This is a genomic window from Enterococcus caccae ATCC BAA-1240, assembly GCF_000407145.1.
Taxonomy (GTDB): Bacteria; Bacillota; Bacilli; order Lactobacillales; family Enterococcaceae; genus Enterococcus_L; species Enterococcus_L caccae.
Genome location: NZ_KE136473.1, coordinates 435,827 through 451,700, shown reverse-complemented (window position 1 = coordinate 451,700; position 15,874 = coordinate 435,827). Strand labels below are relative to the sequence as shown.

At 36.9% G+C, this 15,874-nt stretch carries 10 protein-coding genes and 1 other annotated feature; of the genes, 1 reads left to right on the top strand and 9 read right to left on the bottom strand.

All coding sequences use genetic code 11. From position 1 onward, the window contains the following. Window positions 1-65 precede the first annotated feature (65 nt). The 4 genes from I580_RS07625 to I580_RS07610 all read right to left on the bottom strand — a co-directional run bounded on the left by I580_RS07625 (window position 66) and on the right by I580_RS07610 (window position 6,387). Window positions 66-2,438 (bottom strand): DNA translocase FtsK, encoded by a 2,373-nt coding sequence (locus I580_RS07625; RefSeq protein ID WP_010771379.1) that lies wholly within the window; start codon window positions 2,436-2,438, stop codon window positions 66-68. Between the two features lie 108 nt (window positions 2,439-2,546). Beyond that, the gene (gene nhaC / locus I580_RS07620) at window positions 2,547-3,935 is read right to left on the bottom strand and encodes a Na+/H+ antiporter NhaC (protein ID WP_010771378.1); all 1,389 of its coding nucleotides are present in this window, start codon (window positions 3,933-3,935) and stop codon (window positions 2,547-2,549) included. A 69-nt stretch (window positions 3,936-4,004) separates the two neighbouring features. Beyond that, window positions 4,005-4,225: a binding site (T-box leader), on the bottom strand. 14 nt (window positions 4,226-4,239) lie between these two features. Further along, complete coding sequence (locus tag I580_RS07615; protein WP_010771377.1) at window positions 4,240-5,451, bottom strand: NAD(P)/FAD-dependent oxidoreductase; 1,212 nt, start codon at window positions 5,449-5,451, stop codon at window positions 4,240-4,242. 30 nt (window positions 5,452-5,481) lie between these two features. After that, window positions 5,482-6,387 (bottom strand): prenyltransferase, encoded by a 906-nt coding sequence (locus I580_RS07610; RefSeq protein ID WP_034860177.1) that lies wholly within the window; start codon window positions 6,385-6,387, stop codon window positions 5,482-5,484. 118 nt (window positions 6,388-6,505) lie between these two features. Between I580_RS07610 and I580_RS07605 the strand changes: the two genes are divergently transcribed. Continuing rightward, the gene (locus tag I580_RS07605) at window positions 6,506-7,486 is read left to right on the top strand and encodes a polyprenyl synthetase family protein (RefSeq protein WP_010771375.1); all 981 of its coding nucleotides are present in this window, start codon (window positions 6,506-6,508) and stop codon (window positions 7,484-7,486) included. 176 nt (window positions 7,487-7,662) lie between these two features. On the opposite strand, the gene cydC is transcribed toward I580_RS07605, so the two are convergent. From cydC to I580_RS17065, 5 genes are all read right to left on the bottom strand, one after another. Further along, window positions 7,663-9,423: a thiol reductant ABC exporter subunit CydC gene (gene cydC, locus I580_RS07600; protein ID WP_010771374.1), complete on the bottom strand. Its 1,761-nt coding sequence runs from the start codon at window positions 9,421-9,423 to the stop codon at window positions 7,663-7,665. Next, window positions 9,423-11,153 carry a thiol reductant ABC exporter subunit CydD gene (gene cydD / locus I580_RS07595; RefSeq protein WP_010771373.1) on the bottom strand — a complete coding sequence of 577 codons (1,731 nt, stop codon included), beginning with the start codon at window positions 11,151-11,153 and terminating at the stop codon, window positions 9,423-9,425. The genes cydC and cydD overlap by 1 nt, the downstream gene beginning before the upstream one ends. After that, a complete protein-coding gene (cydB, locus tag I580_RS07590; protein WP_010771372.1) occupies window positions 11,150-12,175 on the bottom strand; it encodes a cytochrome d ubiquinol oxidase subunit II in 1,026 nt (341 codons plus the stop codon). Before cydB ends, cydD begins: the two co-directional genes overlap by 4 nt. After that, window positions 12,172-13,587, bottom strand: coding sequence for a cytochrome ubiquinol oxidase subunit I (locus I580_RS07585; protein WP_010771371.1), 1,416 nt, complete (start codon window positions 13,585-13,587; stop codon window positions 12,172-12,174). The genes cydB and I580_RS07585 overlap by 4 nt, the downstream gene beginning before the upstream one ends. Window positions 13,588-14,170: 583 nt before the next feature. Next, window positions 14,171-15,874 (bottom strand): hypothetical protein (locus tag I580_RS17065; RefSeq protein ID WP_016249797.1); only part of this gene is annotated, 1,704 nt, incomplete at its 5' end.

Sequence of the window (15,874 nt, the reverse complement as noted above, 5' to 3'; positions counted from 1 at the left end):
TCCCATCCTTCAGGAATCCAAATAAGCGGTGCTAAAGAACTGCTCCTTTGTTTCAAGCTGATTTCCTATTCATCCCCATGATCCATCGTTACATCATCAGGTAGTGGTTCAAGAAAGACTTTTCTTGGTTTACTCCCTTCCGATGGTCCAATCACACCATGTGCTTCTAATTCATCTACTAAGCGTGCTGCACGATTATAACCAATTCTAAACCGTCTTTGTAGTAAAGAGATACTTGCAGTCTGCATCTCTACAACTAATGCTTTGGCTTCTTCATACAATTCATCTTGCGACGCTTCACTGCTATTGCCCATTGTATCTTCTTCTGTTGGCATCATACTTTCTTGGTAATCCGCTTCTTGCTGCTCCGTAACAAACGATACGATTCGTTCAACTTCATGATCAGAAATAAAGGCCCCTTGCACACGAATCGGTTTATTTTCTCCCATTGGTAAGAACAACATATCTCCTCGACCCAAAAGCTTCTCAGCCCCATTACTATCGATAATCGTCCGCGAATCAGTTCCGCTTGAAACAGCAAAAGCCATACGGGAAGGAACATTTGCTTTAATGATTCCTGTGATAACATCCACACTCGGACGTTGTGTTGCTAAAATCATATGAATTCCAGCTGCACGAGCCATTTGTGCTAAACGAATAATCGCGTCTTCTACTTCATTACTTGCAACCATCATCAAGTCGGCTAACTCATCTACAATTACGACAATAAATGGTAAAATCGGACGATTTTCGCCGTCCTCTAAATTCTTTTGAATCACTAACTCATTGTAGCCAGAAATATTTCGAACGCCTGTTGCTGCAAATTTTTCATAACGGAATTCCATCTCTTGTACGACTTTTTGTAAAGCTTGGGCAGCTTTACGTGGATTTGTAACGACTGGCGTCAATAAATGAGGAATACCATTATAAACATTCAATTCCACCATTTTCGGATCGATCATCATTAGCTTTACTTCATGCGGTTTTGCCCTCATCAAGATACTTGAAATAATGCCATTGATTGCAACGGATTTACCACTACCAGTTGATCCAGCAATCAGTAAGTGAGGCATTTTGGCTAAATCAGCTGATTGAACCATACCAGAAATATCTCGTCCCAACGGTACTTCCAATAATTTATCAGGATGGCTTGGTTGGGCTTCAATAATATCTCTGAATGAAACCGTACTTACCGTGCTATTTGGTACTTCAATTCCAATTAATGATTTACCAGGAATCGGTGCTTCCATTCGGACATCTTTTGCAGCAAGTGCTAACGCAATATCATCCGTTAAACTAACGACCTTACTCACTTTTACACCTACCGCTGGCTGAATTTCAAATTTCGTAACAGCAGGACCCAGACTTGCTTTGACGACTTTAGCATCAACACCAAAACTTTTAAACGTTTGTTCCAACACACCAATATTTTTTTCGATTTTTTGATATTCCCCACTTTGATCAGCAGATGGAATCGAATCTAATAAGGTTGACGGCGGCAACTCGTAATCACGATCTTCTGCTTCCTCCGAAATCTCAAAGTCTAACTCACCGCCTTCATCCATTTCAGATTCTGGCGCTACTTTTTGTTGTATAGGCTGCACTTCGGCTTGATTTTGGAAACTATCGATTGGAACCAGTGTCAACTGTTCTGGTTCCTGCATTTCTTTTTCTTCTTGCTCCCATGCTTCTTGCGCTAATTTTTCGCCAGGCGTTAATTCTCGGACATCATTTTTCAGACGTTTTTGAGCCTCTTTCTTGATTTCTTCCTGTTTAGCTGCACGCTTTTCTGCTCGCTTAGCTTCTCTTTCAGCTTGACGTTCTGCACTTCTAGCCGTCAAGCTACTAAGTCTTTCCCGAATGATCTGTAACCCATTCATCACCTGCTGAAAATCGAGCATACTCATTAAAAAGACACCGGTTGCTATCAGCAATCCTGCAATTAAATAGCTGCCGAATTGAGCAACTAAAAAGAAAGTCAGATTATATAGTCCCGCACCGACCAGACCACCACCGACATTTTGCGCTACGGTACTTGCCTTTAAATCCATTCTAAGGAACTCCCATGTTGTTCCTATAATATTTGGTGTTTGCGTACCTACATTGCGAAACATAAAAGCATGTAGCAAAAGTAACACACCTAAGTAGAGGAATACTCCTCCAATAATCGGTCGGCTTTTTTTGATAGGAAAGTCTTTCCCAAAAATCACCAAAGAAAGTCCATAAAGCATAAGTAAAATAGCTGCTACTGGAAATGTATTACCTATAACTACACGCAAACCATTGGCGATCAAGGTGCCAAGAAATCCTAATTTTAATAATCCAAATAATCCAAAGAAGATAAAAAAGATACCGAGAAAAATGAAATTAAGATGCTCTTGCTGCTGTTGTTGTTTCTTTGTCTTTTTCTTTTTTGCACTTTTCCGTTTTTGTGCCATGTAACATCCCTCTTTTCAATCAGTATCCATTATACCTAAAAAACGAGCCGAACAAAAGTACCCCCATTGTTTCTCTTAAAAATTTAATGATTCAAAATAATTTTCCTATTAACGGATCATTTCATTTGGCCGTTGTCTGTGGATACCAATCCCTGTTATTCCTGAAAGTATGGATAAAACTGGACATAGTAATATAAAGAAGCTAAATGGAATATAATCCAATGTGGAAACTTGTAAAGTACTCGCCATAAACACACCGCTTACGCCCCAAGGTATCAGTGAATTTAAAACAGTACCTGAATCCTCTAATGCTCTAGAAAGCACTTCCGGAGCAAGTCCGGCTTTATCATAACTCTCTTTAAATGCGCGACCTGGAAGAATAATCGATAAATACTGTTCTCCAATCATCAAATTGGCTAATGCCCCACTAAACACGGTTGCAGCCACTAAACTCCCTGTCGATTTTAATTTATGGGCAAGTGGTGCCATCAGAACAGTGATCACATCCATTTTCATTAATAAGCCGCCTAATGATAATGTTAAAAGAATCAACGAAACTGACCACATCATACTTTGGATCCCACCTCTAGTCAACAAGGTATCGATTTGCTCCATCCCAGTTTCTGAAACAAAGCCATTTTCTATAATTGTACTCAACTGTTTCAAGTCAACATTTTGTGTTTGAATCATGTACATCACACTGGAAACTAAAATTGTCAGTAATAAAGACGCAATGGCTGGAACCCGCTTGACTGAACAAACAACCAGTAATAAAATAGGTAACACTGCCCACCAACTAATCGCAAAATTCTCTTGTAATACTTCTAAAAACTGTTTGGTTTCTAAATCAGTCTGTCCGATTTTTGTTTGAAAGCCAATAACTCCGTATAAAATAAATGAAATAACAAAAGCTGGAACTGTCGTCCACATCATATTTCTAATATGTTTAAATAAATCTGCTCCAGCTACAGCTGAAGCTAAATTGGTTGTATCAGAAAGTGGCGACATTTTATCCCCAAAAACTGCTCCTGAAATGATAGCCCCTGCCAAAACTGCAGCGTTGAATCCCATTGAGATTCCCATTCCCATCAAAGCCAAACCAATCGTCGAAACGGTTGTAAACGCGCTTCCAATTGAAATTCCTACAACTGCGCAACTAACAAAAGCTGAAGGCAAAAATATTTTTATGCTGATAACAGAAAAGCCTGCATACATCATCGTTGGAATGACACCACTTGCAATCCAAATGGCAATCAACGCTCCAATCAAAATAAAAATGACCATGGGCACGATCCCAGTTTTCACCCCTTCGATAATGCCTTCATGAATCTTATCCCAAGAAGCACCACGCCACTTACTCCAACCAATCAGTAAACCTAATGCACATAAGACTGGAAAAATCGGACTCATACCGACACCAATCACACAAATACTAATAATCAATAATAATGACAAAAATACAATTAATGCTTCTTTTACACTTAATTCTTTCTTCATTTACTTTCCCCATTTTTCTTATAAATTAATTGTTGAAAACAAAAAAATCCCTGACAATCAAAAAAGACTGTCAGGGACGAATAGCGACGGGTCAAAAGCTATACGCGGTACCACCCATAATTGAAATTAAAAAATAATTTCCTCTCAAAAGACGCTAACGGATCTTACCCGACTCTATCATTTCGCTCCAGATTTGTAATTCAAGTCATTGCTTTGGTCAACTTCCATCATCCGTTGACTTTCTGTCATTTCAAAACAACACTCTACTCGGAATCTTTCATCGCGCTTATTACTACTATAACTGTTAACGGTAAAAATCAAAACGTCCTTTAGCTAAAACTTCCTTCACGCCTCCTGTTTCAAATAATGAACGATCCATGATCATTTTCTTGATAACAGAAGCAGGATATCCTTTTACTTCCATCTTTCCAACTTCACCGAATGCATGACTATTTCCAATTGAAGCAACAGATCCTAATGATTTAAAGGTAAACTCTTTAGTTGGTTCACCTTTTAGTTGGGCTTTAATATTTTTCCCTGCATGTTCACCCATTTTTAGAGAAATTTGCGCAGTTGTTGGATACGGACGATTTGATTCTTTATCCATTACAGCAGAGCAATCGCCAATGATGTATACATTGTGATGATCGGCATCTGTTAAATCTGGTTGAACCATTACACGGCCACGTTTTGCTGCAAAACCAGAGTCTCCAACAACGTGACTTCCACTAACACCTGTTGTCCAAATAATCGTTTTTGCTTTCAACTCATTAAGTTCATTGGTTTCTTGATTATCTAAATAAACAACCGTATCTTGTTTAATTTCTTTGATTGGCTTGCCAACTAAGAAATTGACACCCCATTTTTTCAAATGATCTATTCCATAACTACCAAGTTTTTCACTAAACATTGGCAATAAACGAGTGACCGCTTCAACACAGTATAATTGGATTTTTTCAGGTTCAACACCTGCGATTTCAGCTAGTTTTTTCTTTCCTTCATGTAACGAACCTAATAGTTCGATCCCTGTAAAACCTGCACCGCAAACAACGATTTTCAGACAATTTTCATCTTTAGTTTCTTTATAAGCTTCCATTTGCTCAGTTAAATGTTGGTACACTTTTTCTGAAGTTGGAATATCGACCATTTTTAATGAAAATTCTTCTACACCAGGAATACCGAAAGATTCTGATTCATAACCTAATGCTACGATCAAATAATCATACGCGATGGCTTCTTGGTCTTTTAAATGAACGAGTTGGTTTTCACTATCGATTTTCTCTACTCTACCCTGTACAAATGTTGTACAAGCTGTTTTTACAACATCTTTGATTGGGTAAGTGATTCTTTCTGATGTTTGGATTCCTGCGGCAACTTCGTGGATATCTGTTGCTTCAAAGTGATAATCATTTTGATCAACTAATGTGATTTTTATGTCATTAGTCCCTTTTTGTAACTCATGTAATGCTCTTAAACCGGCATAGCCAGCGCCTAAAATAACGACGTGCTTACTCATTTTAAAATCCCCTCTTAACCTTTTTATTTATTATTTAAGCCACAATCCCATGGCGAAAAATACTACTTGTGCAAGTGCGCCAACTGCTAAAATTCTTACAGCGCAAATAAATGTTTTCGTTTTGACCTGTTCGTTTAAAAAAAGTGTTGTCTGTTTCCAAACAAATGGTAGAACTAACAATGTTAATAACATCGTTATCGGTGTTAAACCTAAACTAGTACTCAAAATAATCGATGCAAAAGCAATCACGATCAGCACGACAAACAGGCGAATCGATGTCTTTTTCCCCAGATAGTGAACCAAGGTAAAACGATGATTTGTTTCATCTTCTTCTAAATCACAAATATTATTCGCCAACATTAAATTAGCAATCAAACAAGTATTCGGTAATGACACTAAAAAAATACTACCCAGATTAGTCATTGTCCATTGGAAAGAATCAAATGCATTGATATAGACACAAATCAACATTATCATAAACCCCATCGTAAAACCCGAAAAAACTTCACCTAAAGGTAAACTGGATAACGGTTTGGGCCCAGACGAATAAAAGATTCCAATCAAGTAACAATAAAGCCCCATCCAGAGTAAGGGCCAACCAACAATCATCGAAAGACCAATACCTATCAACGCAGAAATAGCTATCATCCAGATGATCCAACGACGAATCATCGATAATGATAAATTCTCACGTCCAATAATATTGGTTTTCTCTTTATAATCATGTCCCTCTTTGGCATGATGGTAATCATTGTAGTTGTCTAAAATATCAACAGCCATATTGAAAATAAACATCGCAATAAAATAAATAAGTACATAACCTAAATGTAAACTTCCATAATGATACCAGCTAAAACACATCCCTAATAGGAAGGGTAAAACACTGGCAGTCTTTGCTTTTAGTTCTACTATTTCAAAAAACACTTCTCTATTCAAATTATACTCTTCTCTCCTTATAAAATTTAGTTTTATGCTCACAGAATAATTTACTTGTGTTTCTTGACCTACATCGTATACAATCAATAGTATTGAACTACTGAAAGGAATATTGGTTATGAATGATTTTTGGAAAGAATTTCCTATTATCCAACAACAATTAAATGAAACGTGTGAATTGATCAAACACCAAGTCAAAATAAGAAACAAAGAAATTGAAGCCGCCTTGATCGAATTAACAAGTTCCGGTGGTAAATTACTACGACCTGCTTTCTTTTTTTTATTTGCTCAAATCGGAGATGAACAAAAACAAGATCGCAAACAATTGATCAAAATTGCCGCTTCGATTGAAATCCTGCATATGGCAACGCTCATCCATGATGATATCATTGATGACTCACCGCTTCGCAGAGGAAGCGTTACGATTCAATCTCGCTATGGAAAAGACATTGCTGTTTATACAGGAGATTTATTATTCACAGAATTTTTTGAATTACTTGCCGACACGATGAACGGGTCTGAATTCTTACATACAAATGCTTCTGCGATGAAACGGCTACTTTTAGGTGAATTAGATCAAATGCACACTCGCTATAAAAAAAATATGACAGTCTTTGATTACTTACGGAGCGTCAATGGTAAAACAGCTGAACTGTTCTCATTAAGCTGCTTAGAAGGAGCTCACTTTGGTTTTGCATCGACTGAAGTGCAACGATTGGCTACCCGTATTGGTAGACACATTGGCATTGCTTTTCAAGTTTACGATGACATTTTAGATTATACAGCTGATGTGAAAACCCTGAAAAAACCTGTTTTAGAAGATTTAGCGCAAGGTGTCTATACACTTCCTCTAATCTTTGCACTGCAAAAAGCACCCGAACGCTTCGCTGTTTATCTAGATAAAGAAGCGAATATCACTGCTGAACAAGCAATTGAAACTTCTCAGCTAGTTCATGAATTAGACGGTGTTAACGATGCAAAGGCCTTTGCAAAACGTGTAACTGAAAAAGCATTGACTGATATTAAAAAATTACCTGATTGTTTAGGCAAAGAACAGCTAACGTTGCTGACTGAATTGTTACTTCAACGATCATTCTAATAACCAAATCAAGGTTTACAAGCTTAAGGTTGGGACAGAAGTATTTATTTCCGAAGGAATTGCTTCTGCTCCCACCATTTATCAGGATTCCATGTGAGTGGGACACAACTCTTCGAGTTATGTCCCACTCACATCTTTTTTTATTTTACTTAATACGCAATATTGACATCACATAATCATCGTTGATTTGTTCCTCTATCTATTGCATAAAGTTGTTGGTAATGGTGATTTGTAGCTAATAATTCTTTAGGAGAACCACTCATTTCCAATTGACCATCTTCAATAAAAATCACACGATCCATCATATGAACTCCCTGCAAATGATGTGTGATCCAAATAATTGTTTTCTCTTCAAGTGTTTCAAAAAACGTATCCAGTAACTGCTGTTCCGTAATAGGATCTAATCCTGTCGTTGGTTCATCTAATAATACGATCGGTGTATCTTGAAGTAAAATACGAGCCAAAGCTAAACGATGACGCTCTCCACCTGAGAAACGTAAACCAGCTTCATCCACCATCGTCATCAGACCTTCTGGCAAACCTTGGATCATTTCTTTTAACCCAACTTGATCCAACACCTGCCAAACTTCATCCTCGGATGCTTCTTCTCGTCCAATTCGAACATTATTTAAAATCGTTGTTCTAAAAAGATACGGCGCTTGGTGAATCACACCGATTGATTTTGTAATTTGATCGCCAAATTCATAGGTTGAAATCCCACCTACTGTTATTGTCCCTTCATCAGGTCGTAAATCCCCACGGATCAACGTTGCTAATGTGCTTTTCCCTGAGCCACTGCGTCCCAAAATCGCTAATTTCTCTTTTGAATGGATCGTCAAATTCAATTTTTCTAAAACATGCTTAGATGTTCCTGCGTATGAAAATGAAAGATCCTTGATTTTAATTTCTGTATCTGTGATTGTGAAATCGTTCAATACTTCTGCTGTTTCTTCCAATTCTGGTAAATCATTCAAGCGTTTGATAGAATCTTTATAAATCGTTGTTTCCTGTGCTGCATCAGGCAGTGGTGCAAAAGCATCGATCAACGGAAAAACAGTCAGTGTAAAGGCTGCAATCCAGTTAGCTGCACCGCCATGATTACCAGGAAAGCGAATACTAGTCCAAGCTAAAATCGCAACAGTGATTAGCCCAAAAGTAACTTGCAGCACAAAATCACGAAAACGATTGAAGCGTTTGATTTGTTCATCTATTTGGCGTAGCTTTGCCTCTTCATTTTCATATGAATGAACAAACTCTTGGCCTCGTTGGCTAAAGACCCAATCAGAGACACCCAAAATATTGTCTGTCAATGTTTTGTATAATTCATTCTTAGAAGCTTTTTGTTTCTCTTGTCTGGCTCCATTTACTAAAACTGAGATCAAAGGCAATAGAAAAATAACTACACCTAACATCAATAACATACATAAACCAAACCACCATGAAAAGAAGCCTAGTCCAATAATGATGAATATATAGAGTAACCAAGCAATTACAGTCGGAAAAATTGTACGCAAATACAAATTTTGTAAGTGATTGATATCTTCAGATAACAAGCCTAAAATATCACCCGTTTGATATTTTGATTTAAAGAAAATCGCATCTTTTTCCAAAACCATATAAAGCTTCAAACGTAAGTCCGACGTCATTTTCAAAACCCAATTATGACTAACTAAACGCTCTATATAACGAAAAACTGGACGACTGATCCCAAAAGCACGTGTTAATACTATGGGTATATAAATCATCAAGATGTTTTCTGGAAGAGACGCTGCTCGGCTAATTAAATAACCAGAATTAAACATTAAGGCACCTGCACTAAAAAACGTCAAGAAACCTAAAATCAATGCTAAATACAATAACCCTTTATACTTTTTCAAGAACGGTTTGACCCATTTGTCTTTTTGGTATAATGCTTTATTTGTTGGGGTATTTTCCATTATTCTGTCCCCCTCATTTGCTTCACTAATTTCACATAGTAACCATTTTTCTCGGTCAATTCAGCTAGTGTTCCTGCTTCGACCAGTTGCCCTTTATCCATCACCAAGATATAGTCCATCTCTGCCATCCAGTGTAATCTATGCGTCGCGAAAAAGACAAGATGATCTTCCATTAAAGGCAACATTCTTTCTTTCAATTCCACTTCCGTTTCAATATCTAAATGAGCAGTCGGTTCATCAAATAATAAAATACGACGTTCTTGATCTAAAAAGGCTCTAGCAAGCGCCACACGCTGCGCTTGTCCACCACTTACCATTCTCCCACTTTCACCGATCACTGTGTCTATACCGTTCGTTAAATCTGCCACAAGCGATTCTAACCCTACTAGTTGTATAGCAGCTAGCACTTGTTCATCGGTCGCTTCAGGCGTATAAAAACGGACATTATTTGCTAAAGTGTCTTGGAATATATAAGGAGACTGTGGAATATAGAGTACTTGCTTTTGCCAAGCATTTTGTAGAAAATGCGGAATCGCTTGTCTATCAACTTTAATTTTTGTCATCTCAGCGTTCGGTTCCAAAAATCCGCTCAATACATTGATCAAGGTTGATTTTCCTGAACCACTAGCACCGATGATTCCAACTTTTTGATATCCTTTTGCTTTAAACTCTAAACCTTTTAAAGCAGGCTGTGTTGCTTCTTCATATTGGAACGTCAATTGTTCCGCTGATAATTCACTCAAAGCTGTCCAATCCTCTAAAACAAGTCGATCCGTTTCAAACATTTCGGGTAAATCTAAAACTGCTTGAATTGCTTGGAATGAATTTTTTCCATCTAATGTTGCATGATAATCACTCGCAAAATCACGGACAGGCAAGAAAAACTCTGGCGCTAAAATCAACGTTGTCAAAGCTGGAAAAAGTAAAATCCCACCTTCTAATAAACTCAATCCTAAAAACACCGCCACAACCGCTACCGATAATGTTGTAAAAAAGTCCAAAGCAAACGTGGATAAAATCGCAATTTTCAACGTACTCATGGTTGCTTCTCTAAAGCGCTCACTCGTATTATAAATACTGCCTGCGTATTTTTTGCTTAATCCAAATAATTTTAGCGTATCTAATCCTCGTAACGAATCAATAAAGTGATTGGATAAAATCTGAAATGCTTTGTATTGTTTATCGGCTTTACTTTGAGCCGCATATCCTAAAATAATCATAAATATGATAATCATCGGAAAGACAACGAGTAACACAACACCAGAGCGAACATCTAATGTAAAAACAAAAACCAAAATGATCCACGGAATAATCATCATATTCATGATTTTCATCAAAATCAGGTGAAGATAATTTTCTGCCTGACTGATTCCTTCAAGCGCCATTGTGATCATATTTCCTGTTCCATTTTTTTGAACCACCGTTGGCCCTAAGCGAAAAACTTTTTGCAGCAACGCTTCTCTTAATTCACGCGACCGATCATAACTAAATTGGTCCAACATTTTCTCACGTAAATACGTCACAACATGTCTACCAGTATAAAACAAAAAGAACACCAAAATATTCAACAGCTGGTCGCGTAAATGACCACCTTCCCATAACCCAACAACGGCTTTAGATAAATAAAATGCTTGTCCTATAATAAATACTGCTTGCAGGAAAGAAAAACCTGCAAGCAAGATCATGATATTTTTGATTTTCGGCATTTTTAAGATGGCTTTATCGATCATCCTTCATACCCCGCAGCTTCAATAGCTGGATGTTTGATACGTTTTCTAAAGACATAGTAAGACCAACCTGTATACGCTAGTACAAATGGTAAGATTGTTAATGATAACCAAGTCATTGTTTTTAGCGTATAAGGAGTACTTGATGCGTCTTTGATCAAGATGTCATAGTACCCTTCACTACCAATCATGACACGTGGGAATAAGCCACTAAATAATAATACAACTAAAAGAATCAATGTTAAGCCACTAGCAAGAAAAGCCAACATTTCTTTTTTCTTAAAGACACTCACATTAGCAACAACTGTTAATGCAACGATTCCCAATACTAATAATAACGTCACAACGAAATGATTATCAAAGAAATCTGTTTTAAAGTACAACAATGCTGCAAATACAACTAAGCCAACATATAAAATCCAATAGAAGAATGACGCATAGTTACGCGCACGTTCTCTCACAGGACCTTCTGTCTTAAGTGTAATATAGTTTAACCCATGTAGGTAGCACAATAATGCCAAAGCAACGCCACCAACTACAGAAAACACATTAATATAATCTGTAAAAGAAGCCATCATATTCCCATCTTTATCAAGCGGCATTCCTTGTACCATGCTGATGAATAACACACCAAAGAAAAATGGTACGATAAAACTACCGATCGATAATGTCCAGTTCCACATTCTGCGTCTTTTACCATCCGGCATACGATGACGGAATTCAAATGAAACCCCACGAATGATCAACCCAACTAAAATAATAAACAAAATCAAGTAAAAACCACTAAACAATGAAGCATACCAGTATGGGAAAGAAGCAAACATTGCGCCCCCTGCTGTTAATAACCATACTTCATTACCATCCCAAACCGGTCCAATCGTTTGGATGATTTGTTCTTTTTCTTCTTCATCATGAGCTAATGTTTGAACCGACATACCCACGCCAAAGTCAAAACCTTCTAAGAAGAAGAAGCCTGAGAATAAAATACCAATTAGCACAAACCAAAGTAATTGTAACGTACTCATTCGCCAAAGACCTCCTTATCAAATGGATCTACATCAGTAGAGTTTGCCTCTGCTAATTTCTTTTCTTCATAATCTGGCCCTTTTTTAAGTTCAACCGTTACTAAGTAAACCATCACTGAACCAAGACCTGCAAATAAAATAAAGTAAATAATATTCGATGTTAACAATGAAGCCACAGATACATTTGGTGACACACTATCTTCAATCGTAAATAAACCGTAAACAGTCCATGGATAACGACCAAGTTCAGTGATCAACCAACCTGTTGTATTCGCTATGAATGGTGCGAATGTACATAACGCTACGATCCAAACCATCCAGCGTTTTTCATAAAGTGATGGTTTTTTCTTACGAGTAAAGAACAACCCTAAAGCGGATACTAATAACATTAATACGCCGAATCCAGCCATTAATCTAAAGCTCCAGAATAATGTATTAACTGGTGGGAAGTAATCTCTATCACCATATTTTTCAATCAAATCTTTATTTACTGTTTCCATTCCATCAACGGAACCAGAAAGGCTATTGTATGACAAAATACTTAATACATACGGTATTTCAATACCGAAGATTTGCTTATGTTCGTTTTCATCTGCCCAAGCAATCAATGTCCAAGCAGCTGGATCGCCTGAATCTTCATAAGCACCTTCCATTGCTGCAAATTTCATTGGTTGACCTTCGATCAACGCTTTCATTTGCAAATCTCCAGCAAGCAACACACCTAAAGAACCAAATAACCCAATCCATAATCCGATTCGCATAGAAACTTTATGGAAGCTGACATCACGTTTTTTCAGGATTTGGAACGCAGCCAGACCAGCTACGATCATACCACCCATTACAATAGCACCCGCTAACACGTGCGTAAATTCATACCAGACTTTCGGATTGGCAATAACTGCACCAAAGTCGATCAATTCTGCACGACCATTGTTTAACGTGTAACCAACTGGATGTTGCATAAAGCTATTTGCTGCTAAAATCCAGAACGCTGACATCATTGAACCAAATACGACCAACCAAATAAATGTTAAATGTAATTTAGGATTTACTTTGTCCCAAGTAAAAATCCATAAACCTAAGAATGTTGATTCTAAAAAGAACGCAAGTAAAGCCTCAATTGCTAGAGGAGCACCAAAAATATCTCCGACAAAGCGTGAATAATCTGACCAGTTCATCCCAAACTGGAATTCTTGAATAATTCCTGTTACAACTCCAACTGCAAAACTTAATAGAAAAATGTTGCCCCAAAACTTCGCCATTTTACGATAACGTTCATCTTTTTTCACTACATACATTGTTTCCATGACTGCTACAACTAGTGCTAATCCTATTGAAAACGGTACGAAGAAGTAATGAAAGACGGTTGTCATTGCAAATTGGAATCTTGCTAATGTTACAATATCAAACATCAATAATCCCCCTTGTTTTTACTGTCTCCACAAAAAGAATAAGCTGATTTCATTCAACATAATTATTCATTTTCGCAGTTGGTTGGTGCTGCCAAAATGAATCAAAACCCAGAATAAAATAAACCTAAAGACAATATGTGTGTGGAAACTCTTTTTATTAAATTTAGAATGATTCCAATTTAGAGTATACTCCTTTTATTGTAAATTACAAATGTTTCTGCCTTTTTTTCATTAAAATATTCCTTTGTTCTTGTGGAAAAATAAAAAAAGTGGTTTTAGAGAGTAACATGGGTTACACATCGATATCTGTTGGAAAGCATTTTAAGTGGACTAATTTACTTTTGAGCATTGATTTCAGTCATTAATTCATCTTAATAATAGGAATAACCTATCTTTGAAATACCATGTAGGTATTGAAAATACATATCACTTTTCAAGAATAATAAAAAACAGAGAGAATTAATACTTTCCATTATTTTTCTCCCTGTTTTTTATCTTTGTCTAACGAACACGTCAACTTCATCACGGCACTATTCAATTATTTTAAATTGAAGTGTTTGTTTTCCCTCATTGTTTACATCTTTTATTTATAACCATTTATATCTAATTCTTGTCCTTTTTGCAGAACAGTTACTTTAAATTCATACGTTTTTCCGACTTTTTCAAATGTTTTATCGATGTAAAACCGAATTAATTTATCATTTGGTTGATCTGAATTATACATAGTACGGAATGGTTGATTTGGTTTCTTTGGTTCCTTCGTGCCTTTAAATTGATGAAACCATGTACCTGCTCCATTTTGGATCGAGAATTTTTCAGATTGTCCATTTGGTGATTCCAACACAACTGTTTTATCTGCACCTTCAGGTAATGCCATTTCAAAAACATCTATGTCTGTATCTGTATTGATTTTTCCTTTGACTAGTTCGCCTTCTTTAATTTTCGTTGCTGTTTCTCCCGTATCTCCGTGGTCATCCCCTTCTTCTAACGATTCTCCTTCACTTAAAACTCGAACTGTAAATTCATACATTTTTCCCGCTGAAACTAAACGTTTATCTACATAAAAACGTACGGTGTTGTCTGACGGATTTTTCGAAAAATAAGTGGTTCTATACATCCCTTTGACGATTCCAGCTTCTGCTCCCGTATATGGGCCATACCAAGAATAGCCTAATTTAACAGTCCATTCGGGTACATACCCATTTGGGGATTCTAAAACGATCGTTTGATTCTTTTCTGATTTTATGTTCATTTCAAAAACATCTATATCACCTGAGCTATTGATTTTTCCTTTGACTAGTTCGCCAGCTTTAATTTTCGTTGCTGTTTCTCCCGTATCTCCGTGGTCATCCACTTCTTCTAACGATTCTCCTTCACTTAAAACTCGAACTGTAAATTCATACATTTTTCCCGCTGAAACTAAACGTTTATCTACATAAAAACGTACAGTGTTGTCTGACGGATTTTTCGAAAAATAAGTGGTTCTATACATTCCTTTGACGATTCCAGCTTCTACTCCCGTATATGGGCCATACCAGGAATAGCCTAATTTGACAGTCCATTCTGGTACATACCCATTTGGGGATTCTAAAACGATCGTTTGATTCTTTTCTGATTTTATATTCATTTCAAAAACATCTATATCACTTAAGCTATTAATTCTTCCTTTGACTAGTTCGCCTTCTTTAATTTTCGTTGCTGTTTCGCCTGTATCTCCGTGGTCGTCCACTTCTTCTAACGATTCTCCTTCACTTAAAACTCGAACTGTAAACTCATACATTTTTCCCGCTGAAACTAAACGTTTATCTACATAAAAACGTACGGTGTTGTCTGACGGATTTTGGGAAAAATAGGTAGTTCTATACATCCCTTTGGCAATACCAGCTTCTGCTCCCGTATATGGACCAAACCAGAAAGAGCCTACTTTAACAGTCCATTCGGGTACATAGCCATTTGGGGATTCTAAAACGATCGTTTGATTCTTTTCTGATTTTATGTTCATTTCAAAAACATCTATATCACTTGAGCTATTAATTTTTCCTTTGACTAGTTCGCCGGCTTTAATTTTCGTTGCTGTTTCACCTGTATCTCCGTGGTCGTCTATCTCTAATTCTTGTCCTTTTTGTAGAACAGTTACTTTAAATTCATACGTTTTTCCGACTTTTTCAAATGTTTTATCGATGTAAAACCGGATCAATTTATCTTTCGGCTGATCTGAATTATACATAGTACGGAATGGTTGATTTGGTTTCTTTGGTTCCTTCGTGCCTTTAAATTGATGAAACCA

Coding starts and splice junctions, on each gene's coding strand:
- I580_RS07615 (WP_010771377.1), bottom strand. CDS start 5,451: ATGAGTAAGCACGTCGTTATTTTAGGCGCTGGCTATGCCGGTTTAAGA.
- I580_RS07585 (WP_010771371.1), bottom strand. CDS start 13,587: ATGTTTGATATTGTAACATTAGCAAGATTCCAATTTGCAATGACAACC.
- cydD (WP_010771373.1), bottom strand. CDS start 11,153: ATGATCGATAAAGCCATCTTAAAAATGCCGAAAATCAAAAATATCATG.
- cydC (WP_010771374.1), bottom strand. CDS start 9,423: ATGGAAAATACCCCAACAAATAAAGCATTATACCAAAAAGACAAATGG.
- I580_RS07605 (WP_010771375.1), top strand. CDS start 6,506: ATGAATGATTTTTGGAAAGAATTTCCTATTATCCAACAACAATTAAAT.
- cydB (WP_010771372.1), bottom strand. CDS start 12,175: ATGAGTACGTTACAATTACTTTGGTTTGTGCTAATTGGTATTTTATTC.
- I580_RS07625 (WP_010771379.1), bottom strand. CDS start 2,438: ATGGCACAAAAACGGAAAAGTGCAAAAAAGAAAAAGACAAAGAAACAA.
- nhaC (WP_010771378.1), bottom strand. CDS start 3,935: ATGAAGAAAGAATTAAGTGTAAAAGAAGCATTAATTGTATTTTTGTCA.